This is a genomic window from Nocardioides flavus (ex Wang et al. 2016) (assembly GCF_014653115.1).
Taxonomy (GTDB): Bacteria; Actinomycetota; Actinomycetes; order Propionibacteriales; family Nocardioidaceae; genus Nocardioides; species Nocardioides flavus.
Genome location: NZ_BNAD01000011.1, coordinates 44,942 through 67,518, shown reverse-complemented (window position 1 = coordinate 67,518; position 22,577 = coordinate 44,942). Strand labels below are relative to the sequence as shown.

Annotated in this window: 20 protein-coding genes and 2 tRNA genes; 5 read left to right on the top strand and 17 right to left on the bottom strand. The window is 70.8% G+C overall.

Annotated elements, in window-relative coordinates; translation table 11 throughout:
* Positions 1-36 precede the first annotated feature (36 nt).
* A complete protein-coding gene (gene valS, locus IE200_RS15970; RefSeq protein ID WP_191280471.1) occupies positions 37-2,670 on the top strand; it encodes a valine--tRNA ligase in 2,634 nt (877 codons plus the stop codon).
* 180 nt (positions 2,671-2,850) lie between these two features.
* Here the strand turns inward: valS and IE200_RS15965 are convergent, their stop codons facing one another.
* The 13 genes from IE200_RS15965 to metG all read right to left on the bottom strand — a co-directional run bounded on the left by IE200_RS15965 (position 2,851) and on the right by metG (position 14,155).
* A complete protein-coding gene (locus IE200_RS15965) occupies positions 2,851-3,501 on the bottom strand; it encodes a hypothetical protein (RefSeq protein ID WP_191280470.1) in 651 nt (216 codons plus the stop codon).
* 122 nt (positions 3,502-3,623) lie between these two features.
* A complete protein-coding gene (clpX, locus tag IE200_RS15960) occupies positions 3,624-4,904 on the bottom strand; it encodes an ATP-dependent Clp protease ATP-binding subunit ClpX (RefSeq protein ID WP_191280469.1) in 1,281 nt (426 codons plus the stop codon).
* 170 nt (positions 4,905-5,074) lie between these two features.
* Positions 5,075-5,683: an ATP-dependent Clp protease proteolytic subunit gene (locus IE200_RS15955; protein WP_191280468.1), complete on the bottom strand. Its 609-nt coding sequence runs from the start codon at positions 5,681-5,683 to the stop codon at positions 5,075-5,077.
* A gap of 2 nt (positions 5,684-5,685) precedes the next feature.
* Positions 5,686-6,291, bottom strand: a complete 606-nt coding sequence (locus tag IE200_RS15950; RefSeq protein ID WP_191280523.1) for an ATP-dependent Clp protease proteolytic subunit — start codon at positions 6,289-6,291, stop codon at positions 5,686-5,688.
* A gap of 173 nt (positions 6,292-6,464) precedes the next feature.
* The gene (gene tig / locus IE200_RS15945; protein ID WP_191280467.1) at positions 6,465-7,877 is read right to left on the bottom strand and encodes a trigger factor; all 1,413 of its coding nucleotides are present in this window, start codon (positions 7,875-7,877) and stop codon (positions 6,465-6,467) included.
* Between the two features lie 199 nt (positions 7,878-8,076).
* A tRNA-Pro gene (locus IE200_RS15940) sits at positions 8,077-8,149 on the bottom strand.
* Positions 8,150-8,196: 47 nt separating this feature from the next.
* Positions 8,197-8,270 (bottom strand) — tRNA-Gly (locus IE200_RS15935).
* A gap of 94 nt (positions 8,271-8,364) precedes the next feature.
* Positions 8,365-9,420, bottom strand: coding sequence for a PP2C family protein-serine/threonine phosphatase (locus tag IE200_RS15930; RefSeq protein WP_191280466.1), 1,056 nt, complete (start codon positions 9,418-9,420; stop codon positions 8,365-8,367).
* Entirely contained in the window at positions 9,417-10,316 is a 900-nt protein-coding gene (locus IE200_RS15925; RefSeq protein WP_191280465.1) for an Fpg/Nei family DNA glycosylase, read from the bottom strand. The genes IE200_RS15930 and IE200_RS15925 overlap by 4 nt, the downstream gene beginning before the upstream one ends.
* Complete coding sequence (locus IE200_RS15920) at positions 10,309-10,815, bottom strand: ribose-5-phosphate isomerase (RefSeq protein ID WP_191280464.1); 507 nt, start codon at positions 10,813-10,815, stop codon at positions 10,309-10,311. Before IE200_RS15920 ends, IE200_RS15925 begins: the two co-directional genes overlap by 8 nt.
* 67 nt (positions 10,816-10,882) lie before the next feature.
* Entirely contained in the window at positions 10,883-11,776 is an 894-nt protein-coding gene (locus tag IE200_RS15915; RefSeq protein ID WP_191280522.1) for an alpha/beta hydrolase, read from the bottom strand.
* Between the two features lie 7 nt (positions 11,777-11,783).
* Entirely contained in the window at positions 11,784-12,365 is a 582-nt protein-coding gene (locus IE200_RS15910; RefSeq protein ID WP_229856649.1) for an LURP-one-related/scramblase family protein, read from the bottom strand.
* Positions 12,362-14,155 (bottom strand): methionine--tRNA ligase, encoded by a 1,794-nt coding sequence (metG, locus tag IE200_RS15905; protein WP_191280463.1) that lies wholly within the window; start codon positions 14,153-14,155, stop codon positions 12,362-12,364. Before metG ends, IE200_RS15910 begins: the two co-directional genes overlap by 4 nt.
* Before the next feature lie 103 nt (positions 14,156-14,258).
* Here metG and IE200_RS15900 point away from each other — a divergent pair, with 103 nt between their 5' ends.
* Positions 14,259-15,836: a cation:proton antiporter domain-containing protein gene (locus IE200_RS15900; RefSeq protein WP_229856647.1), complete on the top strand. Its 1,578-nt coding sequence runs from the start codon at positions 14,259-14,261 to the stop codon at positions 15,834-15,836.
* On the opposite strand, the gene IE200_RS15895 is transcribed toward IE200_RS15900, so the two are convergent.
* Complete coding sequence (locus tag IE200_RS15895; protein ID WP_191280462.1) at positions 15,829-16,428, bottom strand: mycothiol-dependent nitroreductase Rv2466c family protein; 600 nt, start codon at positions 16,426-16,428, stop codon at positions 15,829-15,831. The genes IE200_RS15900 and IE200_RS15895 overlap by 8 nt on opposite strands.
* A gap of 79 nt (positions 16,429-16,507) precedes the next feature.
* Between IE200_RS15895 and pepN the strand changes: the two genes are divergently transcribed.
* Positions 16,508-19,060, top strand: coding sequence for an aminopeptidase N (gene pepN, locus IE200_RS15890; RefSeq protein ID WP_191280461.1), 2,553 nt, complete (start codon positions 16,508-16,510; stop codon positions 19,058-19,060).
* Positions 19,061-19,145: 85 nt separating this feature from the next.
* Here the strand turns inward: pepN and IE200_RS15885 are convergent, their stop codons facing one another.
* Positions 19,146-19,526 carry a DUF5130 family protein gene (locus IE200_RS15885; protein ID WP_191280460.1) on the bottom strand — a complete coding sequence of 127 codons (381 nt, stop codon included), beginning with the start codon at positions 19,524-19,526 and terminating at the stop codon, positions 19,146-19,148.
* Entirely contained in the window at positions 19,513-19,914 is a 402-nt protein-coding gene (locus tag IE200_RS15880; RefSeq protein WP_191280459.1) for a hypothetical protein, read from the bottom strand. Before IE200_RS15880 ends, IE200_RS15885 begins: the two co-directional genes overlap by 14 nt.
* Positions 19,915-19,944: 30 nt before the next feature.
* Between IE200_RS15880 and IE200_RS15875 the strand changes: the two genes are divergently transcribed.
* Positions 19,945-21,081, top strand: coding sequence for a mechanosensitive ion channel family protein (locus IE200_RS15875; protein WP_229856645.1), 1,137 nt, complete (start codon positions 19,945-19,947; stop codon positions 21,079-21,081).
* Positions 21,082-21,113: 32 nt separating this feature from the next.
* Positions 21,114-21,488, top strand: a complete 375-nt coding sequence (locus IE200_RS15870; RefSeq protein ID WP_191280458.1) for a globin — start codon at positions 21,114-21,116, stop codon at positions 21,486-21,488.
* On the opposite strand, the gene IE200_RS15865 is transcribed toward IE200_RS15870, so the two are convergent.
* Positions 21,472-22,332, bottom strand: a complete 861-nt coding sequence (locus IE200_RS15865; RefSeq protein WP_191280457.1) for an acyl-CoA thioesterase — start codon at positions 22,330-22,332, stop codon at positions 21,472-21,474. The two genes, IE200_RS15870 and IE200_RS15865, sit on opposite strands and share 17 nt — an antisense overlap.
* Positions 22,333-22,577: the final 245 nt, after the last annotated feature.

The following is a 22,577-nucleotide window of genomic DNA, read 5'->3' as shown; positions in this document are numbered from 1 at the left end:
TTTCGCAGGCCCGAGGGCCGTCAATAGACTCGGCGCATGACTGAGAACCCCAGCACCCAGGCCACGGACACTGGTCCGACGACAGCGAGCACCGACCAGCGTGCCGTCGTCGTACCGGAGCGTCCGGCCCTCGAGGGTCTGGAGGACAAGTGGTCGCGGGCGTGGGCCGAGAACGACACGTACGCCTTCGACCGCACCCAGCCGCGGGAGAACGTCTACTCGATCGACACTCCCCCGCCCACCGTCAGCGGTTCGCTGCACGTCGGCCACGTCTACTCCTACAGCCACACCGACCTCATCGCCCGCTACCAGCGGATGCAGGGCAAGGCCGTCTTCTACCCGATCGGCTGGGACGACAACGGCCTGCCGACCGAGCGGCGCGTGCAGAACTACTTCGGCGTCCGCTGCGACCCGACGCTGCCCTACGACCCCGACTTCACCCCGCCGGAGAAGCCGGACCCCAAGAAGCAGGTGCCGGTCAGCCGCCCCAACTTCATCGAGCTGTGCGAGCAGCTGGTCGTCGAGGACGAGAAGGCCTTCGAGGCGCTCTGGCGCCAGCTCGGCCTGTCGGTCCAGTGGAACCCGACCTACACCACCATCGGCGACCACTCGCGCACCGTCAGCCAGCGGGCCTTCCTGCGCAACTACGCGCGCGGTGAGGCGTACCTCTCCGAGGCGCCCACGCTGTGGGACGTCACCTTCCAGACCGCCGTCGCGCAGGCCGAGCTCGAGGCCCGCGACTACCCCGGCGCCTATCACCGCGTCGCCTTCCACCGGCCCGACGGCAGCCCGCTGCACATCGAGACCACCCGCCCGGAGCTGATCCCGAGCGTCGTCGCCCTCATCGCCCACCCCGACGACGAGCGCTACCAGGCCCTGTTCGGCACCACGGTGACCTCGCCGGTCTTCGGCGTCGAGATCCCGGTGCTCGCCCACCCGGCCGCCGAGCCCGACAAGGGCGCCGGCATCGCGATGTGCTGCACCTTCGGCGACCTCACCGACGTGATGTGGTGGCGCGAGCTCAGCCTGCCGATCCGTACGGTCGTGGGCCGCGACGGCCGGCTGACCCGCGAGATCCCCGAGTGGCTCTCCAGCGACGCCGCCGCGACGGCGTACGCCGAGATGGCGGGCAAGACCACCTTCAGCGCCCGCGAGGCGATGGTCGCGCTGCTGCGCGAGTCGGGCGACCTCGACGGCGAGCCGAAGCCGACCCAGCGCATGGCGAACTTCTACGAGAAGGGCGACAAGCCCCTCGAGATCGTCGCCACCCGCCAGTGGTACATCAAGAACGGCGGCAAGGACGCGGCGCTGCGCAAGGAGATGCTGGTCCGCGGTGAGGAGATCACCTGGATCCCCGCCCACATGAAGCACCGCTACGACAACTGGGTCGGCGGCCTCAACGGCGACTGGCTCATCTCGCGCCAGCGCTTCTTCGGCATCCCCTTCCCCGTCTGGTACCCCCTCGACGCCGACGGCGAGCCCGACCACGACCACCCGCTGATGCCGAGCGAGGACCAGCTCCCGGTCGACCCGTCGACCCAGGCGCCCGAGGGCTACACCGAGGACCAGCGCGGCAAGCCCGGCGGATTCGTCGGCGACCCCGACGTGATGGACACGTGGGCGACGTCGTCGCTCACGCCGCAGATCGCGGGCATGTGGGAGGTCGACGACGACCTGTTCTCGCGGGTCTTCCCCTACGACCTGGCCACGCAGGCCCACGACATCATCCGCACCTGGCTGTTCTCCCGCGTGGTCCGCGCCGACTACGAGCACCAGGTCGTGCCGTGGTCGCACGCCATGATCTCCGGCTTCATCGTCGACCCCGACCGCAAGAAGATGTCGAAGTCCAAGGGCAACGTCGTCGTCCCGACCGACATCCTCGACAAGTACGGCGCCGACGCCGTGCGATGGCGCGCCGCGATCGGCCGCCCCGGGCTGGACTCGCCCTTCGACGAGTCGCAGATGAAGGTCGGGCGCCGCCTGGCGATGAAGGTCCTCAACGCCTCGAAGTTCGTCCTCGGCAACGTCGGCGCCACCGAGCTCAGCCCGGCCGCCGTCAGTGCCCCGGTCGACTGCGCGCTGCTGGGGCGCCTCGAGGTGGTGGTCCGCAAGGCCACCGAGGCCTTCGACGCCTACGACTACACCACCGCGCTCGAGGTCACGGAGAAGTTCTTCTGGGAGTTCTGCGACGACTACCTCGAGCTGGTCAAGGAGCGGGCCTACAGCACCGAGGGGGGCGCCGGGACCGACTCGGCCCGCGCCACGCTGGCCATCGCCCTCCACGTCCAGCTGCGACTGCTCGCGCCCTTCCTGCCGTACGCGACCGAGGAGGTCTGGTCGTGGTGGCAGGACGGCTCGATCCACCACGCAGCCTGGCCGACCGCTGCCGACCTGGGCTCGGCCGCGGCCTCGCAGCCGCTGGTCCTCGACGCGGTGGCCGCGGCCCTGACCGGCATCCGCGGCGCGAAGTCGCAGGCGAAGGCCAAGATGCGCGCCCCGCTCTCCCGCGTGGAGATCACCGGGCCGGCGTCGCTGGTGGAGGCCGCGCAGCAGGCGCAGGACGACCTGCGCGCCGTGGGGACCATCGTCGGTGACCTCGACTTCGTCGCCGACGAGTCCTCGACCGAGCTGCGGGTGACCGCCGCCGAGCTGGCACCCACGGAGGACTGAGCTCGACCGATCCCCTTCCCGCGCCGGCGAGCGGCGGGAGGGGGATCGTCGCGTTGCCCGCCGGACGTCGCCGCAGGCGCGTCGGACGACCAGAAGTCTTCGGGCCAGGCCCGCGGCACGCTCAGGCTGGACCGGGCGCGTCAGGTTGTGGTCGTCCGGCGCGCCGGGGGGCGGGCGGCCTCAGCCCTTGCCGTTCCTGTTTCCGTGCCCGTTGTCATGCCCGTGGCTCGCGCCGCGCTCCGCCTTGCGGGCCGCCTTCGCGGCCTCACGCTCGGCCGTGCGGGCCGCCTTGGCAGCCTCACGCTCCGCCTTGCGGGCCGCCTTGGCAGCCTGACGCTCGGCCGTACGGGCCGCCTTCGCGGCCTGACGGTCGGCCTTGCGGGCCGCCTTCGCCGCCTCACGGTCGGCCTTGCGGGCCGCCTTCGCCGCCTCACGGTCGGCCTTGCGGGCCGCCTTCGAGGGATCGTCGGTGCCCACCGGGCGACCGGTGGACGGGCCTGCCGAGCTCTGCGTGGACTGCTCGCTGCCCGCTGACGCGGACCGGCCGTCGCCCGTGACCTCGGCAGCCGGTGCCGACGGCGGCGCCGCGGCGACGATCAGGGCGAGGGGCTGAGTGCTCAGCTCGGCGGGGATGCTGACGGGCGACTCCTCGGCGACCACGTCGACGGTCGGCGCCGCGGCACGCGGCTCGTCGGGTGCGGCGATGGGCTTGCCGGGCTGGACGAGGTCGTCGAGGCCGAAGCCGCGCTCGACCGACACCGACATCAGGACGGCGCAGAGCACCGCCACGAAGGCGAACCCCATCAGCGGCCGCTTCTGGTCAACCCCCACCGGGTCCCCTTCCCACATGCAGACGAGACGCCAGTCTCCCCGGGCCATGACGCGTAACCCACGTCCATGGCCCGGAATAGTCCGAAATGACTAGACCGCCATGGTCAGACAGGGCCAGTCGGTCAGGCGGACTTCTTCTTCCGGCCCTCGGCCTCGCGCAGGACCAGGGTCGGTGCGACATCGTCCTCGACGACCTCGCGCGTCACGACCACCTTGGCGACGTCACCGCGCGACGGCACGTCGTACATCACGTAGAGGAGGACCTCCTCGATGATCGCGCGCAGGCCGCGGGCACCCGTGCCGCGCTCGAGCGCCGCCTCGGCGATGGCGTCGATGGCGTCGTCGGTGAACTCGAGCTCGACGCCGTCGAGGTCGAAGAGCTTCTGGTACTGCTTGACCAAGGCGTTGCGGGGCTCGGTGAGGATCTGCACGAGCGCCTCGCGGTCCAGCTTGCTCACGCTGGCGATCAGCGGCAGGCGACCGATGAACTCGGGGATCAGCCCGAACTTGGTCAGGTCCTCGGGGCGGACCTGCGCGAGCAGGTCGTCGGCCTCGCGCTCGGCGGCCCCACGCACCTCGGCGGTGAAGCCGAGGGACTTCTTGCCGACGCGCTGCTCGATGATCTGCTCGAGCCCGGCGAAGGCACCACCCACGATGAACAGGATGTTGGTGGTGTCGATCTGGATGAACTCCTGGTGCGGGTGCTTGCGACCACCCTGCGGCGGCACCGAGGCGGTGGTGCCCTCCAGCATCTTGAGCAGCGCCTGCTGCACGCCCTCGCCGGACACGTCGCGCGTGATCGAGGGGTTCTCGGCCTTGCGGGCCACCTTGTCGATCTCGTCGATGTAGATGATGCCGGTCTCGGCCTTCTTGACGTCGTAGTCGGCGGCCTGGATGAGCTTGAGGAGGATGTTCTCGACGTCCTCGCCGACGTAGCCCGCCTCTGTCAACGCCGTGGCGTCCGCGATCGCGAAGGGGACGTTGAGCATCCGGGCGAGGGTCTGGGCGAGGTAGGTCTTGCCGCAGCCCGTGGGGCCGATGACGAGGATGTTGGACTTCGCGACCTCGACGACGTCGTCCTTGGCCTTGCCGGTGACCGGCTGCAGACCCGCCTGGACGCGCTTGTAGTGGTTGTAGACCGCGACGGCCAAGGACTTCTTGGCGTGCTCCTGGCCGATGACGTAGGAGTTGAGGAACTCGAAGATCTCGCGGGGCTTGGGGAGCTCCTCGAGGCTCACCTCGGCGCCCTCGGCGAGCTCCTCCTCGATGATCTCGTTGCAGAGCTCGATGCACTCGTCGCAGATGTAGACGTTGGGGCCAGCGATGAGCTTCTTGACCTGCTTCTGGCTCTTGCCGCAGAAGTTGCACTTGAGCAGGTCGCCACCGTCACCGATACGTGCCACGAGTCGTGTCCTCCAATTTCGCCGGGAAAGGGCCCCGGCACTCCACACCTTGCGCTGTGCTGTCTTGCAGTGGGCCGTACGACGGTACCCCGTGCCGGCCCCCGACGGGTGCCGGACACGGGATGTCGTCGGCCATCATTCTCGAGCCTCGGACCTGCGGCCGACCCTCGTCAGGTGAGGGCGGGGGCACCCTTGCGCGACTCGATCACCTGGTCGATGAGGCCGTACTCGACGGCCTGCTCGGCGGTGAGGATCTTGTCGCGCTCGATGTCGCGGCTGACCTGGTCGATGTCCTTGCCGCTGGAGTCGGCGATCATCCGCTCGAGGAGCTCGCGCATGCGCAGGATCTCGTTGGCCTGGATCTCGATGTCGGAGGTCTGGCCGAACGTGCCCTCGGTGTAGGGCTGGTGGATCAGGATGCGGCTGTTGGGCAGCGCCATCCGCTTGCCCTTGGCGCCGGCGCCGAGCAGGATCGCCGCCGCCGAGGCCGCCTGGCCCAGGCACACCGTCTGCACGTCGGGCTTGATGAAGCGCATCGTGTCGTAGATCGCCGTCAGCGCGGTGAACGAGCCGCCGGGGCTGTTGATGTAGATGCTGATGTCGGTGTCGGGGTTCATCGTCTCCAGGCACATCAGCTGGGCGATGACCGCGTTGGCCACGTCGTCGCTGATCGGGGTGCCGAGGTAGATGATGCGCTCCTCGAAGAGCTTGGCGTAGGGGTCGATCCGCCGGAAGCCGTAGGAGGTGCGCTCTTCCCACTGGGGGATGTAGTAGTTCATGTTCAGTCCTTCATCCGGGCCGGGCGGCCCTCGTCGGCGGCTTCGCGGGCGCTGGTGATGACCTGGTCGACGAGGCCGTACTCGACGGCCTGCTCAGCGGTGAACCACCGGTCGCGGTCGGCGTCGGCGACGACCTGCTCGACGCTCTGGCCGGTGTGCTCGGCGATGAGGTCGAGGAGCACCTTCTTGATGTGGAGCGACTGCTGGGCCTGGATCTTGATGTCGGAGGCCGAGCCGCCCATGCCCGAGGAGGGCTGGTGCATCATGATGCGCGCGTGGGGCAGGGCGTACCGCTTGCCCTTGGTCCCCGCGCAGAGCAGGAACTGGCCCATCGACGCGGCCAGGCCCATGCCGACCGTCGCGACGTCGTTGGGGATGTAGTTCATCGTGTCGTAGATCGCCATGCCGGCGTCCACGGAGCCACCGGGGCTGTTGATGTGCAGGAAGATGTCGGCCTCCGGGTCCTCCGCCGACAGCAGGAGGAGCTGCGCGCAGATCGCGTTCGCGTTCTGGTCGCGCACCTCCGAGCCGAGGAAGACGATGCGCTCACGGAGGAGGCGCTGGTAGATGTGGTCGTCGAGGCCATACATCCCACCGGCGCCGTTCATCTCGGGCGAGAGGGCTGGGCTGGAGTTCTGGTTCACGCTGGCGACACTAGCCGGAAGGTCGGACACTTCCACGCGAGAACCCACCCTGTTCGCCCACAGCGGATTCCGCCAGTGCACGGACGACGAACGGCGCCCGCCCCCGGAGGGGACGGACGCCGTCGCGTACGTGCGGCTCAGGCCTTCTCGGAGTCCTCGGCGGAGTCCTCGGTGGCCTCGTCGGCAGCCTCGGGGTCCGCGGGCGCCTCGTCGACGGGCTCGCCGATGGTGCCGTCGGGGCGCAGGTTCTTGAGCTCGACCACGTTGCCCGAGGCGTCCTTGACGGTCGCGGCCTCCACGATCGTCGCGAGCGCCTTGCCGCGCAGGATCTCCTGCACGAGCTCGGGGATGTGGTTGTGCTCGAACATGTGGTTGGCGAACTCCTGCGGGTCCTGCCCGGACTGCTGGGCGCGCCGCACGAGGTGCTCGGAGAGCTCGGCCTGGTCGATGCCGAACTCCTCCTTCTTGGCGATCTTGTCGAGGATGAACTGGGCGGCGACGGCGTCGCGGACCCGGCGCTCGAGGTCGGCCTCGAACTCCTCCTGGGTCTGCCCCTCGTCCTCGAGGTACTTCTCCATCGAGATCCCGGCGAAGCCGAGCTGCTGCTCGACGTTCTGGCGGCGCGCGTTGAGCTCGTCGGTGACCATCACCTCGGGCAGCGGGATCGAGACCTTCTCCAGCAGGGCCTCGAGCACCGCGTCGCGGGCGGCGGCGGCCTGCTCGAGGCGCTTGCCGCGACCCAGGCGCTCGCGCACGTCGGCGGTGAGCTCCTCGGCGGTGTCGAACTCGGAGGCGAGCTGAGCGAACTCGTCGTCGTACTCGGGCAGCTGCTGCTCCTGCACCGCGGTCACCTTGACGGTCACCTGGACCGGCTCGCCGACCAGGTCGCCGCCGACGAGCTCGGAGTCGAAGGTCTTGTCGTCGCCCGCGGACAGGCCGACGAGGGCCTCGTCGAGGCCGTCGATCATGCCGCCACGGCCGACCTTGTAGGACATGCCGGTGACCTCGCCGCCCTCGACGGTCTCGCCGTCACGGGCCGCGACCAGGTCGATGGTCACGAAGTCGCCGTCGGCAGCCGCACGCTCGACGGGGACCAGGGTGCCGAAGCGCTCGCGCAGCGCCTCGACCTGCTCGTCGACGTCGGCGTCGGAGATCTCGATGTCCTCGACCGTGGCCTCGAGCCCGTCGTAGGAGGGGAGCTCGAAGTCGGGCTTGACGTCGACCTCGGCGGTGAACTCGAGGGACTCGTTGTCCTCGAACTTCGTCACCTCGATCTCCGGCTGGGCCAGCGGCTCGAGGTCGTGCTCCTGCAGCGCAGCCATGTACTGCTGCGGCACGACCGCGTTGATCGCCTCGTCGAGGACGGGCCCGCGACCGATCTGCCGGTCGATGACCGCCGGCGGGACCTTGCCGCGGCGGAAGCCCGGGACGTTGATCTGCTTCGCGATCTTCTGGTACGCCGCGTCGAGGCTCGGCTTGAGCTCCTCGAAGGGCACCTCGACGGTCAGCTTGGCCCGGGTCGGGCTCAAGGTCTCGACGGCGCTCTTCACAAATGTCTCCTGGTGCTGAGGTCAGTGGGTGGAACGAGGGGTGGAACGTAGGGATGGAACGTTGGGGGCACGCCGAAGGCGCGGCAGCCGCAAACCCGAAGAGTCTATCGACGCGTCGGGCACAGGCCGAATCACGCCCGCCCGACGATCGCGTCGCACACGTACGTGTGGGGAGGCTGCGACCCGTGGGACCAGTGGGTCGGGGCGACAGGACTCGAACCTGCGGTCTCCTGCTCCCAAAGCAGGCGCGCTAGCCACTACGCTACGCCCCGCCAAACCGGCCCCCGGTGCTCCCGGACGGGAGGCACGAGGGCCTGCTTGGAGCGGATGACGGGAATCGAACCCGCGTAGCCAGTTTGGAAGACTGGGGCTCTACCATTGAGCTACATCCGCGCGTCCCGGCGGCGTCGTGGCCGCCGGTGCGGGTGTCATGGTGCCACACCTGCGGGCGAGCGCCGCAACCGGCCGGCGGCAGGTCAGCGGCGGCTCAGCGGCGATGGACGAGCAGCAGGGCGCGGTCGTCGTTGCGGGAGCCCAGGGCCTCGATGAGCCGCGTCGCGCCGCCCTCGAACTGCCCACGCAGGAGTCGCTCGGCCTGGCCGAGCATCCGGTCGATGCCGAGGGCGATGTCGCGGGTGCGTGTCTCGACCATGCCGTCGGTGTAGAGCAGCAGGGCGTCGCCGTGGCGCATCTCCCCCGAGACCGCCGGGAACTCGGCGCCGTCGATGAGGCCCAGGATCGGGCCCTCCGACTGGAGGACCTGCCACCGTCCGGACCCGGCGTGGCGCAGCGCGGCGGGCGGGTGGCCGGCGCTGCGGATGTCGTAGCGACCCGACGCGAGGTCGAGCGAGAGGTGGATCGCGGTGGCGAACCCCTCGTCCCAGTCCTGCTGGAGCAGGAACCGGTTGGCGCCGGCGAGGAACTCGCTCGGCGGCAGCGCGCTCAGCAGGCCGCCGAGCGCGCCACAGAGCAGCAGCGCCCGAGTGCCGGCGCCCTGGCCCTTGCCCGACACGTCCACGACCGCCACCTCGAGGCGTCCCTCGACGCGCGCCGCGACGACGAAGTCGCCCGCGAACGGGGTGCCCCCGGCGGAGCGCAGCTCGGAGGCGGCGTACCAGCCGTCCGGGAGGTCGGGGATCCCGCCCTGGCTCAGGATGCGGTCGCGCAGGTCCACGAACATCTGCTCGCCCTGGATGCCGGCGACGCCCAGGCGCGTGCGCCGGAAGGACGACAGCAGCACCATGAAGCCGAGACCGAAGATGATCACCACCGTGAGGGCGATGCGGAGGCTGAGGTCGTCCTGCGTCGGCACGACGAGCGCGAGCACCAGCAGGACGAACACGACGAACCACGGCAGCTGCCGCGGGCCCAGGACGAGGCTCGACACGACGAGCGGCACGAGGAGCGTGACGAGCGGGAGGCTCGCGTCGAAGCGCCAGATCGCGAGGCCGATCAGGATCGTGGAGACCACGAGCGCCACGAGCACGCGGGAGCCCCGTGGGACGACGCGTCCCACGGCTGAGCCCAGCGAAGGCGAACTCATGGCCGAGCTCCTCCCGCCGCGCCAGGCCCCTTGCCGGGAGATCGTACGGCCCGCGAGCGGAACTTCGGCTGACATCGCGGGCACCAGAACGTGTTGCGTCCGGCGAGCTCCCCGGTCCTGACGGCCGCGCCGCAGACCAGGCACGGCATCGAGGTGCGCCGGTAGACGTACACCTCGCCGCCGTGGTCGTCGCGACGCGGCTCGCGCCCCATCGCCTCCGGGGTGTGCTCGGGGCGCACCGTGTCGATGCGGCCGGTGCGCACCCCCTCGGCCATCAGCTCGACGAGGTCGGCCCACATGGCCTGCCACTGTCCGACGCGCAGGGTGTTGCCGGGTCGCAGCGGGTGGATGCGGTGCCGGAAGAGCACCTCGGCCCGGTAGACGTTGCCGACCCCGGCGAGGACCTTCTGGTCCATCAGCAGGTCGCCGATCGCACGGGGGCTCCGCGAGATCCGCCGCCAGGCCAGGTCGGGTTCGGCGTAGGCGCGCAGCGGGTCCGGCCCCAGCCCGGCGAGCACCTGCTCCCGCCTGGCCGCACCGACCAGGTCGCAGAGGATCGCGCCGCGCAGGTCGGCGTACGCCGTGCCGCGCGGATCGTCCGGCGGCAGGCTGACCAGGCGCAGCCGGACGGCCCCGACGGGGTCCGGCACGTCGTCGACCGCCGGGTGCACGTCGAACTGCCCGATCAGGCCGAGGTGCACGTGGATCCAGCGCTCGCCCTCGAGCTCGACGAACAGGTGCTTGCCGGCGGACTCGGCACCGACGAGGCGCGAGCCGTCGACCTGCTCCGCGTCGGCGGCGAAGCGACCCTGCGGCGAGGTCACCCGGACCGTACGGCCGGCGAACGCGGCGGCGAGGTCGTCCGCCAGCTTGCGGAGGGTGTGCCCCTCAGGCATCCGGGCCGCGGAGGGCGGACTCCGGCAGCGGCGGGAGCTCGCGCGTCTCGTCGTAGGTCGTCAGCTGGCCGATGCGGCGCACGTGCCGCTCGTCGCCGGAGAACGGCGTGGTGAGGAACACCTCGACGAAGCGGGTCATGTCGTCGAGCGAGTGCATGCGGCCGCCGACCGAGACCACGTTGGCGTCGTTGTGCTCGCGGGCGAGCGTGGCCGTCTCCTCGGACCACACCAGCGCGCAGCGGATGCCGGTGACCTTGTTGGCGGCCATCTGCTCCCCGTTGCCCGAGCCGCCGATGACGACCCCGAGGCTGTCCAGCCCCTCGGCGCGGTCCGCCGCGACGCCCTCACCCGCACGCAGGCAGAAGACCGGGTAGTCGTCGAGGGCGTCGTGGACGAACGGGCCGTGGTCGACGACCTCGTAGCCGTGGTCGACCAGCCAGGTGACGAGGTGGTCCTTGAGGTCGAGGCCGGCGTGGTCGGAACCGAGGTGAACGCGCATGGGCAGATCCTCTCAAGCCCCCTCGCCGCAAGCGGCTGCGGGGCTTCGCGCGCCGGATCCGCCCCGGCTACGACGGGTCGGAGGCGACGCGCTGGAGGTGCTGGTCGAGCCAGCCCGCGACCTGTCGGACCAGCGGCTCGGACGCGGTGAAGTGCGCGTGCCGCCAGAACCCGTGGGTCTGGCCCAGGCAGCGGATGCCCACCGTCTCCACACCGGCCTCCGCGACGCGGCGCGCGAGCTCCTCGCCCTCGTCGCGCAGCGGGTCGGCCTCCGCGGTCGCGACGAAGGTCGGCGGCAGCGTGTGCAGGCGGTCGGAGAGCAGCGGTGCGAGGTCGGGGTCCTCGAGGTCGGCCTCGGTGCGGGCGTACTGCTCCCAGTACCAGGTGGCCTCGGCGGGGTCGAAGCCCGTCGCCGCGCCGAGCTCCCAGGACGGGAAGCTGCTGTGCGGGTCGAGGAAGGGGTAGACCAGGGCGACTGCGCGGAAGAATCCCGGGTTGCGCAGCGCCGCGACCAGCGCGAGGTTGCCCCCGGCCGAGTCGCCGTGCGCGGCGTACGGTCCCTGCGGCCCACGACCCTCGCGCAGCCAGCGCACGACCGCGTCCATGTCGTCGGGAGCAGCGGGGAACGGGTGCTCCGGCGGGCGGCGGTAGTCCACGCTGAGCACCCGGCGACGCGCGCGGTTGGCGAAGCGCCGGCAGATGCCGTCGTGCACGTCGACGTCGTTGAGCACGAAGCCGCCGCCGTGGGCGTGCACGACCAGTCCGGGCAGCGGGTCCTCGGGCGTGAAGAGCCGGCACGGCACGCCGCCCGCGTCGAGGTCCTCGACGGCGGCGACCTCCTCGCGGGGCTGGGCCAGGTTGGCCAGGCGCACCTCCTCGCGGTGCGCGGCGAGGTCGAAACCCGGCGCACGGAGGTCCGGGCCGGCGTCGGCCTCGACCGCGGCGCGGACCTCGGGGTACATCACGGGCTCACCGCGACATCAGCGCGTCCAGGGCGACGGCCACGGCGGCCGCCACGCGGAAGTCGACCCGCTGGTCGGGGACGCTGACGCGGTAGCGGTCGCCGATGGACATCTTGCGCTCCACGGAGAACAGCGGGCTGCCCGCGGAGTCGACGAAGTCGAAGTGGACCGGGATGAAGTCGAGCTCGGTGAAGCGGCGCAGCAGACCGACGAGCTGGTTGCGCTCCTGCCCGGTGCCGGCGTAGCCCGGGCCCTCGACGTGGAAGGTGGAGCGCAGGAGGGAGGCGCCGAAGTCCTTCCTGAAGAACCCGATCTGGGCACCGGACTCGTCGGTGATGTCGTAGCCGGCGTTGAGGTCGAGCCTCTTGCGGGCCTTGAACCCGAACACGGCCCGCGACCGGCTCGCGTCGGTGAAGAAGGTGACCTGCTCCTTGAACGCCATCCGCTTCTGCTCGGCGAACGCCATCAGCCGCGTGGGGTTGCCGGCCTCGTCCGACTCGGAGACCTCGTAGCGGTTGACCATCATGGTGAGCTTCTGCTTGACCACGAAGTGGGGCAGGTACATCTCGGCGGCGGGCCCGGCAGTCATCGCGCCAGCTCCTCCTCGATGATCGACGGGTCGAGCTTGGTGAAGACCGGCGTCGGCTTGGCGACCTTCGCGCCGACGGTGACGGGACGCGACTCCCACGCGGGCGTGGAGGTGTACTCGCCGGTGATGATCGAGTACGACGTGTGGCCCGCACCGTTGCCGGGCTCGAGCTCTTCGACCTGCTCGACGCGCGGCATCGGCATGAACTCTCCCTCGCCACCGAGGACCGCGTGCACCTTGTTGGCCGAGTGCGGCAGGAACGGCGACAGCAGTGTGTTGCAGTCGCTCACGCACTGCGCGGCGACGTGCAGGACGGTGCCGAGGCGCTCGCGCTGCGACTCGTCCTTCATCTTGTAGGGCTCGGTGACGGTGAGGTACTTGTTCACCTCGCCGACCACGCGCATCGCCTCGGCGATCGCGGCGCGCAGCCGGTGCTTCTCGACGAGGTCGCCGACGCTGGCGAAGCCGCCGCGCACGGTCGCGAGCACCTGCTCGTCGACCTGCTCGAGGGGGCCGGCAGCCGGGATCTCGCCGAAGCTCTTCGCGATCATCGTCGCGGTGCGGTTGACCAGGTTGCCCCAGCCCGCCACCAGCTCGGAGTTGTTGCGGGTGACGAAGTCGGCCCACGTGAAGGCGGCGTCGGACGTCTCCGGACCGGCGGCGCAGATGTAGTAGCGCAGCGGGTCGGGGCCGTAGCGGGCGAGGAAGTCGCCGACGTAGATGACGTTGCCGCGGCTGGTGGAGAACTGCGAGTCGCCGAAGGTCAGGAACTCGCTGGAGACCACCTCGGTCGGCAGGTTGAGGGTGCCGAACGTCCCGGGTTCGCCGCCGCGCGCGCCCGCGCCGTTGTAGGCGAGCAGCTCGGCCGGCCAGATCTGGGAGTGGAAGACGATGTTGTCCTTGCCCATGAAGTAGTAGGACTCGGCATCGGCGTCGTTCCACCACTCGCGCCACTTGTCGGGCTCGCCGAGGCGGCGCGCCCACTCGATGGAGGCCGACAGGTAGCCGATGACCGCGTCGAACCAGACGTACAGGCGCTTGGTGGGCTGGTCCTCCCAGCCCGGCACCGGGATGCCCCAGTCGATGTCGCGCGTCATCGCGCGCGGACGGATCTCCTTGAGGATGTTCTGGCTGAACTTGATGACGTTGGGCCGCCACAGGCCGGTGGCCTCGCGCTGGTCGAGCCACTCCCCCAGCGCGTCGGCAAGCGCGGGCAGGTCGAGGAACCAGTGCTGGGTGTCGCGGAACTCGGGCGTCTCCCCGTTGATCCTCGAGCGCGGCTCGATCAGGTCGGTCGGGTCGAGCTGGTTGCCGCAGTTGTCGCACTGGTCGCCGCGCGCCTCGGCGTACTTGCAGATCGGGCAGGTGCCCTCGATGTAGCGGTCGGGCAGCGTGCGCCCGGTCGAGGGGCTGATCGCGGTCTTCGTGGTCTCCTCGACCATGTAGCCGTTGCGGCGGCAGGTCTCGAACATCTCCTGCACCACCGAGTAGTGGTTGCCGGTGGTCGTGCGGGTGAAGAGGTCGTAGGACAGCCCGAGCCCGCATAGGTCGTCGACGATGACCTGGTTGTACTTGTCGACGAGCTCGCGCGCGGGCAGGCCCTCGTTGTCGGCGAGCACCAGGATCGGCGTGCCGTGCTCGTCGGTGCCGCTGACCATCAGGACGTCGTGGCCCGCCATCCGCATGAACCGGCTGAAGACGTCGGAGGGCACGCCGAAACCGGCGACGTGGCCGATGTGGCGCGGGCCGTTGGTGTACGGCCAGGCGACGGCGGACAGGACACGAGTCATGGGCGCAAGCCTAGTGACCTGCCGCCACCCGGTTCGGAGCCGGTACGGGCACCGGCCCGGCAGTGCGCCTAGGGTGGCGCCCGACCCGGCGGTGGGAGGTGCCGTGACGCTCAACCTGGTGCTCATGCTGTCCCTCGCCGCCGTGGGCGGCCTGCTCGCCCATGCGGTGCGGCTGCCGCCGATGGTGGGTTTCCTGGGCGCCGGCTTCGTGCTGGCCGGGACAGGGGTCGACCGCACGCCCGCCCTGGACGCCGTGGCGGACCTCGGGGTGGTGCTGCTGCTCTTCGCCATCGGCCTCAAGCTCGACGTACGGGTGCTCGGGAGGCGCGAGGTGCTGGGCGTCAGCGTGGTGCACGCCGTCCTGACCGGGGTGCTGGCCCTGACGCTCCTGGCCGGCGCGGGAGCCGTCGGTGTCGGCCTGCTGGCCGACGCCGAGCCCGCCGACCTGGTCCTCGTGGCGCTGGCGCTGTCGTTCTCCAGCACGGTCGTGGCCGTGAAGGTGCTCGAGGAGCACAACGCCACGCGGGCGCTGCACGGGCGCACCACGATCGGGATCCTGGTGGTGCAGGACCTCGTCGCCGTGGTCCTGATGTCGGCGGTCGGCGGCGAGGCACCGCACTGGTGGGCGCCCGCTCTCCTGCTCCTGGTGCCGGCCTCGTGGCCGGCTCGACGCCTGCTCGACCGCCTCGACCACGGCGAGCTGCTGACGCTGGTGGGCGTGGGCCTCGCGGTCGTCCCGGGCTACGCCCTCTTCGACGCCGCCGGGCTCGGGGGCGACGTGGGAGCGCTGGCGGTCGGGCTGCTGCTGTCACCGTCGGGCCGGGCCGAGGAGCTCGCGAAGTCCGTCTTCTCGGTCAAGGAGCTGCTCCTCGTCGCGTTCTTCCTCTCCGTGGGCCTGAACGGCGCACCTGACGCCTCCGGCATCGTCCTCGCCCTCGCGCTGGTGGCGCTGGTGCCGGTGAAGACCGCCCTGTACGGGGTGCTGCTGCGGGCAAGCGGCTTCCGGGTCCGTACGGCGACCCGCTCGGCCCTGTCCCTGGCGAGCTTCTCCGAGTTCGCGCTGATCGTCGTCGCGGCGGGGGTCGCCGCCGGTGGCCTCGCCCCGGACTGGCTCGTCGTGGTCTCGACGGCCGTCGCCGTCAGCTTCGTGGTCACCACGGTGGCGAGCGCGGCTGTCGACCGCGTGTCGACGGTGGTCACGCGGCGCGTGCCGGACCCCGCCCGTCTCCACCCCGAGGAGCAGCCGGTCGACCTCCGGCACGCCGACGCGCTGGTGCTCGGGATGGGACGGCTCGGACGCGCGGCGACCCGGCGGCTGGTCGACGAGTACGGCCTGCGCGTCACCGGCGTCGACTCGGACTCGGCGCGGGCCGGGGACCTGTTCGCCGAGGGGCTGCACGTCGTGGAGGGCGACGCCACCGACCCGTTGTTCTGGGCGCGCGTCACCGACGAGGGCACCGTACGACTGGTGCTGCTGGCGATGCCCTTCCACGGCAGCAACCTCGCCGCGCTCGAGCAGCTGCAGCGCAGCGGGTTCGGCGGGTCGGTCACTGCGGTGACCCGCTACGACGAGGAGATCTCCCAGCTGGTGGAGCGTGCGGCCGTCGTCGGCCTCTACGACGCGGCCGGGGCCGAGCTGGCCGACCGTGCGGTGCGCACGGCCGGCCCCGGGCTCAGCTGAAGTCGAGGTCGCCGGTCCGCGAGCGCTTGAGCTCGTAGAAGTAGGGGAACTTCGCCACCGCGACGGCGCCGTCCCAGAGCTCGCCGGCCTCCTCGCCGCGCGGGATCTTCGACAGCACCGGACCGAAGAAGGCCGACCCGTTGATGTGGATCGTCGGCGTGCCGACGTCGTCGCCGACCGGGTCCATGCCCTCGTGGTGGCTCTTCGCCACGGCGTCGTCGAGGGACGCGTCGTCCCAGGCCTCGATCAGCTCGGCGGGCAGGCCCACGTCGGCCAGCGACGCGGCGACGGTCTCGCGCGTCAGCTCCTCGCCGTTGTTGTGGCGCCGGGTGCCGATCGCGGTGTACCAGTCGCCGAGGGTCTTGTTGTCGTGCTGCTCCGCGATGCGGATCGCGACCCGGACCGGCTTCTCGGTGCCCTGGAGCATCTCGCGGTACTCGGCCGGGATGTCCTTGTCCTTGTTGAGGTAGGCCAGCGACATCACGTGCCACTGCACCTCGATGTCGCGGACCTGCTCGACCTCGCGGATCCAGCGCGAGGTGATCCAGGCGAACGGGCAGAGCGGGTCGAACCAGAGGTCAGCGGTAGCCATGTCCACATCAATCCCTCTCCCTGGCCACCTATTCCCCACCGGTGTGGGTCGGGCCACATCCCGGTGGCAGGATGCCCGCATGCCTGGAACCAACCTCACCCGGGACGAGGCCGCCACCCGCGCCGCCCTCCTGGACGTCTCGACCTACACCGTCGACCTGGACCTGACGTCAGCCACCCTCCCCGAGGAGACCACCTTCGTCTCCACCACCACCCTCGAGTTCACCTGCCGTGAGCCCGGCGCCGGCACCTTCGCCGACCTCGTCGCGCCCACCGTCCGCGAGATCACCCTCAACGGACGCAGCCTCGACCCCGCCACGGCGTACGCCGACGGCCGCATCACCCTCGACGACCTCGAGGCGACCAACACGCTCGTCGTCACCGCCGACTGCGCCTACTCCAACACCGGCGAGGGCCTGCACCGGTTCGTCGACCCGGCGGACGACAAGGTCTACCTCTACAGCCAGTTCGAGGTGCCCGACGCCCGCCGCGTCTTCACCACCTTCGAGCAGCCCGACCTCAAGGCCGTCTTCACCTTCAACGTCACGGCTCCCTCGCACTGGGTCGTCGTCTCCAACGCGGCCACGCCCGAGCCGGCCGACCTCGGCGACGGCTCCTCCGTCTGGCGCTTCCCGGCCACCAAGCGGATGTCGACCTACATCACCGCGATCGTCGCCGGCGAGTACCACGGCGAGTTCGACACCTACGAGGGCAAGTTCGGCACGATCCCGCTGGGCCACTACTGCCGCCAGTCGCTCACGGAGCACATGGACACCGCCGAGCTGGTCAAGCTCACCAAGCAGAGCTTCGCGTGGTTCGAGGAGCAGTTCGACTACCCCTACCCGTTCGGCAAGTACGACCAGCTCTACGTCCCCGAGTACAACGCCGGCGCGATGGAGAACGCCGGCTGCGTGACGCTGCGCGACGAGTACCTCCCCCGCAGCCGCCAGCCGCGGTCGTTCTTCGAGTTCCGCGCCTCGGTGATCACCCACGAGATGGCGCACATGTGGTTCGGCGACCTGGTCACCATGAAGTGGTGGGACGACCTGTGGCTCAACGAGTCGTTCGCCGAGTGGGCCTGCTACTGGTGCGAGGCCAACGCCACGGAGTTCGACGACGCGTGGACGGGCTTCGCCAACGCCCGCAAGCAGACCGGCTACCGCGCCGACCAGCTGCCCTCGACGCACCCGATCGCGGCCGACAACGTCGACCTGCACGCGGTCGAGGTCAACTTCGACATGATCACCTACGCCAAGGGCGCCTCGGTGCTCAAGCAGCTGGTCGCGTGGGTCGGCATCGACCCGTTCCTCGAGGGGCTGCGCGCCTACTTCAAGGAGTGGGAGTACGGGAACCCCGAGTTCAAGGACCTGCTCGCCACGCTCGAGAAGGCGTCGGGTCGTGAGCTGCAGGGCTGGGCGCAGGAGTGGCTCCAGACCGCCGGTGTCAACACCCTCGCCCCGTCGTTCGAGCTCGACGGCGCGGGCGCGTACTCGTCCTTCTCGGTCAGCCAGACGGCCCACGAGGACTGGCCGACGCTGCGTCGCCACCGTCTCGGCATCGGCCTGTACGACGAGGTGGACGGCCGGCTCGTCCGGCGCGACTACCTCGAGATCGACGTCGAGGGCGCCAGCACCGAGGTGCCCGAGCTCGTCGGCGTGAAGCAGCCGGCGCTGCTGCTGCTCAACGACGAGGACCACGCCTACGCCAAGATCCGCCTCGACGAGCGCTCGATGGCGACCGCCATCTCGGCGCTGTCGACCTTCGCGGACTCGCTCCCGCGTGCGCTCGTGTGGGGCGCCGCGTGGGACATGACCCGCGACGGCGAGATGCGTACGCGTGACTGGGCGGACCTGGTGCTCGCCAACATCGGCGAGGAGACCGACGCGTGGGCGGTGACCCGGATTCCGGCGTCCACCGCGCTGGCGATCAACTTCTACTCCGACCCCGCCCACCGTCCCGAGCTCCAGGCACGGTGGGAGAAGGGGCTGCGTGAGCTGCTGCTCGCCGCGGAGCCGGGCAGCGACCACCAGCTCACCTTCGCCCGCTCGTACGCCGGCGCCGCCCACAGCGACCCCGCGCTGGACGACCTCATCGGGCTGCTCGACGGCTCCTTCGCCGTCGAGGGCCTCGCGATCGACCAGGACATGCGGTGGGCGCTGATCACGGCGCTGGCCAAGCGGGGTCGGTTCGGTGACGCCGAGATCGATGCGGAGCTCGAGGTCGACAAGACGATCTCCGGCAAGGAGCAGGCAGCCGCCGCCCGTGCGGCGCAGCCGACCGCGGAGGCCAAGGCTGCCGCCTGGGCCGCGCTCGTCGACCCGGCGACCCCGAACGAGACGTCGCGCGAGATCGCCTTCTCGATCTTCCGGTTCGGCCAGGAGGACGTCCTCGAGCCCTACCTCGAGAAGTTCCTGAGCGCGTCGGAGACGCTCGTCGACACCCTCGGCTTCCACAAGGCCTCGACGATCCTCGAGTACGGCTTCCCCTTGCCCCTCGGCTCGGAGGCCACGCTCGCCCGTCTCGACGAGTGGCTGGTCGACAACACCGCACCCAAGCAGGCCCAGCGCTACGTCGGCGAGGCGCGCGCCGAGATCGCCCGGGCCCTGACGGCCCAGCGCTACGACGCCCGCTGAGCAAGCCGACCGGGCACTTCGTGCCGGCCCGCGTCACCGACCGGGCACTTCGTTCGCTCACATGGGCACGAAGTGCCCGGTCGGCTCAGGCGTGGAGCGTGTTCTGCGGGCGCGCGTGCTCGGCGAGCATCGCGATGCCGCGTTGCAGGCCGGTCGCGAGGTTGCCGGCGGCGAACTCCGACGACATCGCCAGCACCGCCAGCTCGACCTCGGCGTCGGTCAGGTGCCGGCGCACGTCGCCGCCCGTGACGACCTCGACGACGCGTCGCCGGGGGTCGACGAGGACGAGCACGCTGCGCGCGGGCGCCACGAGCCGGTTGTGCAGCCGGGTCGCCCACGCGCGGGTGTCGTCACCCTCGGCCGGGCCGACGTAGACGGAGAACTCGAAGCGGCATGCCTGCTCGGCGAGACGGATGGCCTTGTCGAGCGACAGGCGGTCGGTCTCGCTCAGCTCACCAGCTGCCACTGGCGCCACCCGCCCGGGAGTCCTCGCCGTCGGGGGCGGGGAGCTCGGCGACGCCCTGGCGGGGGCCGCCGATCCACTGGGCCTCGCCGGCGGAGTGGTCGGGGAGCAGCTTCTCGCCGCGGATCATGGCCGGGATGTAGACCGCGAGGCCGATGACCACGAACAGCAGCAGCGGCGCGCCGACGAACAGCGCGAGGGCGTCCAGCGCCTCGAGCCCCTGGTGCTCGGTCTGCCCGCCCCAGCCCGCCGGTACGTCGGCGTGGGCGGGAGCTGCGAGCAGAGCCAGCGCGGGCGCGCCGGCGAGGACGACGGCGCGTCCGGCCCAGCGGGCGTACGCGCTGCGCGACGATCGGGAGGGGCTGACGTGCAGGCTGACGTGCGTGGTCACGGCTACAAGGCTATCGCCATACTGGCGGGCATGCCTCACCCCCTCACCACCCCGATCATCAACGTGACCGAGGTCTCCGGGAGCGAGACCACCCCCCTCAACCCGATGGCCGCCTGCGGGCCCGACGAGAACATCTGCGGATGGGTCTACGACTGGACCGGCAACCAGCAGCTGGCCAACGTCGCGGACTGGATCATCGGCAAGCCGTCGGCCCTCCTGGGACTGATCCTGATCGGACTGGTCGTCCGGTGGCTGCTCCACCGGCTCATCGACCGCGTCGTGCAGAAGGCCGAGCACGGCGTGCTGCCCAACCGGGTCAGCCGTGCCATCTCCGGCGGCCGGATGGGTCACGCGCTCAACCTGACCGAGGACCCCGGCTACACCCGCCGCGTCCAGCGGGCGGCGACGATGGGCTCGCTGCTCAAGAGCATCGTGACCGGCGTGGTCCTCACCGTGATCACCCTGATGTTCATCGCCGAGCTCGGCTACGACATCGGCCCGCTGATCGCGAGCGCCGGCATCATCGGCGTCGCCATCGGCTTCGGCTCGCAGGCGCTGGTGAAGGACTTCCTGTCCGGCATCTTCATGATCTTCGAGGACCAGTACGGCGTCGGCGACGAGGTCGACCTCGGCGAGGCCGTCGGCACCGTGGAGGCGGTGAGCCTGCGGGTCACCCGCCTGCGCGACGTCAACGGGACCGTCTGGTACGTCCGCAACGGCGAGATCCTGCGCGTCGGCAACATGAGCCAGAACTGGGCGCGCACCGTGCTGGACGTGAGCGTCGGCTACGGCGAAGACCTCGCCCGGGTGCGCCAGGTGCTGGCCGACGTCGCGCACGACCTCTGGGAGGACGAGGACTTCAAGGGCCGCATCATCGAGGAGCCGTCGGTGTGGGGCGTGCAGGACCTCGGCCCGGACGCAGTCGTCGTCAGGGTGGCACTCAAGACCGCGCCCCTCGAGCAGTGGGCCGTGGCCCGCGAGATGCGCCAGCGCATCAAGTACCGCTTCGACCACGAGGGCATCGAGATCCCCTTCGCGCAGCGCGTGCTGTGGATGCGCGACGGCGACCCGCGTCACCCCGACGGCGACGCGGCGGACGCTCCCGCGGAGCCGCCCGCCGGCACCCCGCCCGCCGAAGGGCCGGCGCGCGCCGAGGGACCCGCCTGAGCAGGCGATCGGCGACCGGACACAATGGCCGGGTGAGCACGTTCTACGACGAGATCGGCGGCGAGGAGACGATCCGCACGATCGTCCACCGCTTCTACGAGGGCGTGGCCCACGACGAGCTGCTCCGCCCGATGTACCCCGAGGAGGACCTGGGGCCGGCGGAGGAGCGCTTCGCCCTGTTCCTCATGCAGTACTGGGGCGGGCCCACGACGTACGGCGACACGCGCGGCCACCCGCGGCTGCGGATGCGCCACGCGCCGTTCCGCGTGACGCCCGACGCGGCGCAGCGCTGGCTGGTGCACTTCCGCGCGGGCCTGGACGAGGCCGACCTCACCGCGGAGCAGGACGCTCGCTTCTGGGACTACGTGACCCACGCAGCCCAGTTCATGGTCAACTCGATGGAGTAGCGGCCGCGACGACCTCGCGGAACTCCTCCGGGACAGGGGCCGGGCGCCCGGTGGCGCTGTCGATGCAGACACCCACGACGCGGGCGCGGGCGAGGACGTCGTCACCGTCGCGGACCACGGACTCGAAGACCACCGACGTGCTGCCCAGGTGCGAGACCCACGTACGGCAGTCGTACGGCTCGGCGCGGAACAGGATCGGGCGCCGGTAGTCGACGTCGGTCCGCGCCACGACGAGGTGGAGGCCGGCGGCGAGCTCGCCGCCCCCGGCCGCCATCAGCTGGATCCGCGCCTCCTGGAAGTACTCGAAGTACTTCACGTTGTTGACGTGGCCGTACACGTCCACGTCGCTGAAGCGGACGTGCACGGGGTAGCGACCGCCCGGCACGTCGACGACCTCGGGCGCCGACCGCGGGCGGACCGGCTCGTCCGGCTCGAGGAGCCGCGACAGCGACTCGCGCTCCTCGTCGTGCAGGCGCCGCGGGCGCTCGGTGGCGAAGACGTAGGGCGTCAGCACCGTTCGCGCGCGGAGGAAGACAGTCCGCTCCCCAGCCTCGTCCTCCTCGAAGACCTCGTAGGCCAGCGTGAAGCTCGCCGCACGGATCTCGGTGACCCAGCACTCGATCGACACCGGCTCGAAGCCGAAGGTGAGCGAGGACACGTACGTCACCTCGTGCCGGACCACCACGACGCCCTCGGCGAGGTCCTCGGCGCGGCTCCCCGGGACGTGGGTGCGGAACATGTCGACCCGCGCCTCCTGGAGGTAGTCGACGTAGGTGACGTTGTTGACGTGCCCGAGCAGGTCGAGGTCGGCCCACCTCAGCGGGCAGCGGTACAGATGGCGCACGGACCGATCGTCGCAGATCCGGGCCGGCTCCCCGCGCGGGCCGTCCGAGCGTGGATCAGGACGCCGCGGAACGCAAGGCTTCCAGCCCCTTCCGTACGGTTCCAGCCCGTTGCAACGGGCTGGAAGCTCGGGAACCACCGGTTCACCGGTGGTCCCGACGGTTCCGCGCCCCGGGGCCCACGGAGGACTGACCCCGCCCGACGCTAGGGTGCGAGGCAGACCCAACCGACGAGTAACCGGAGTTC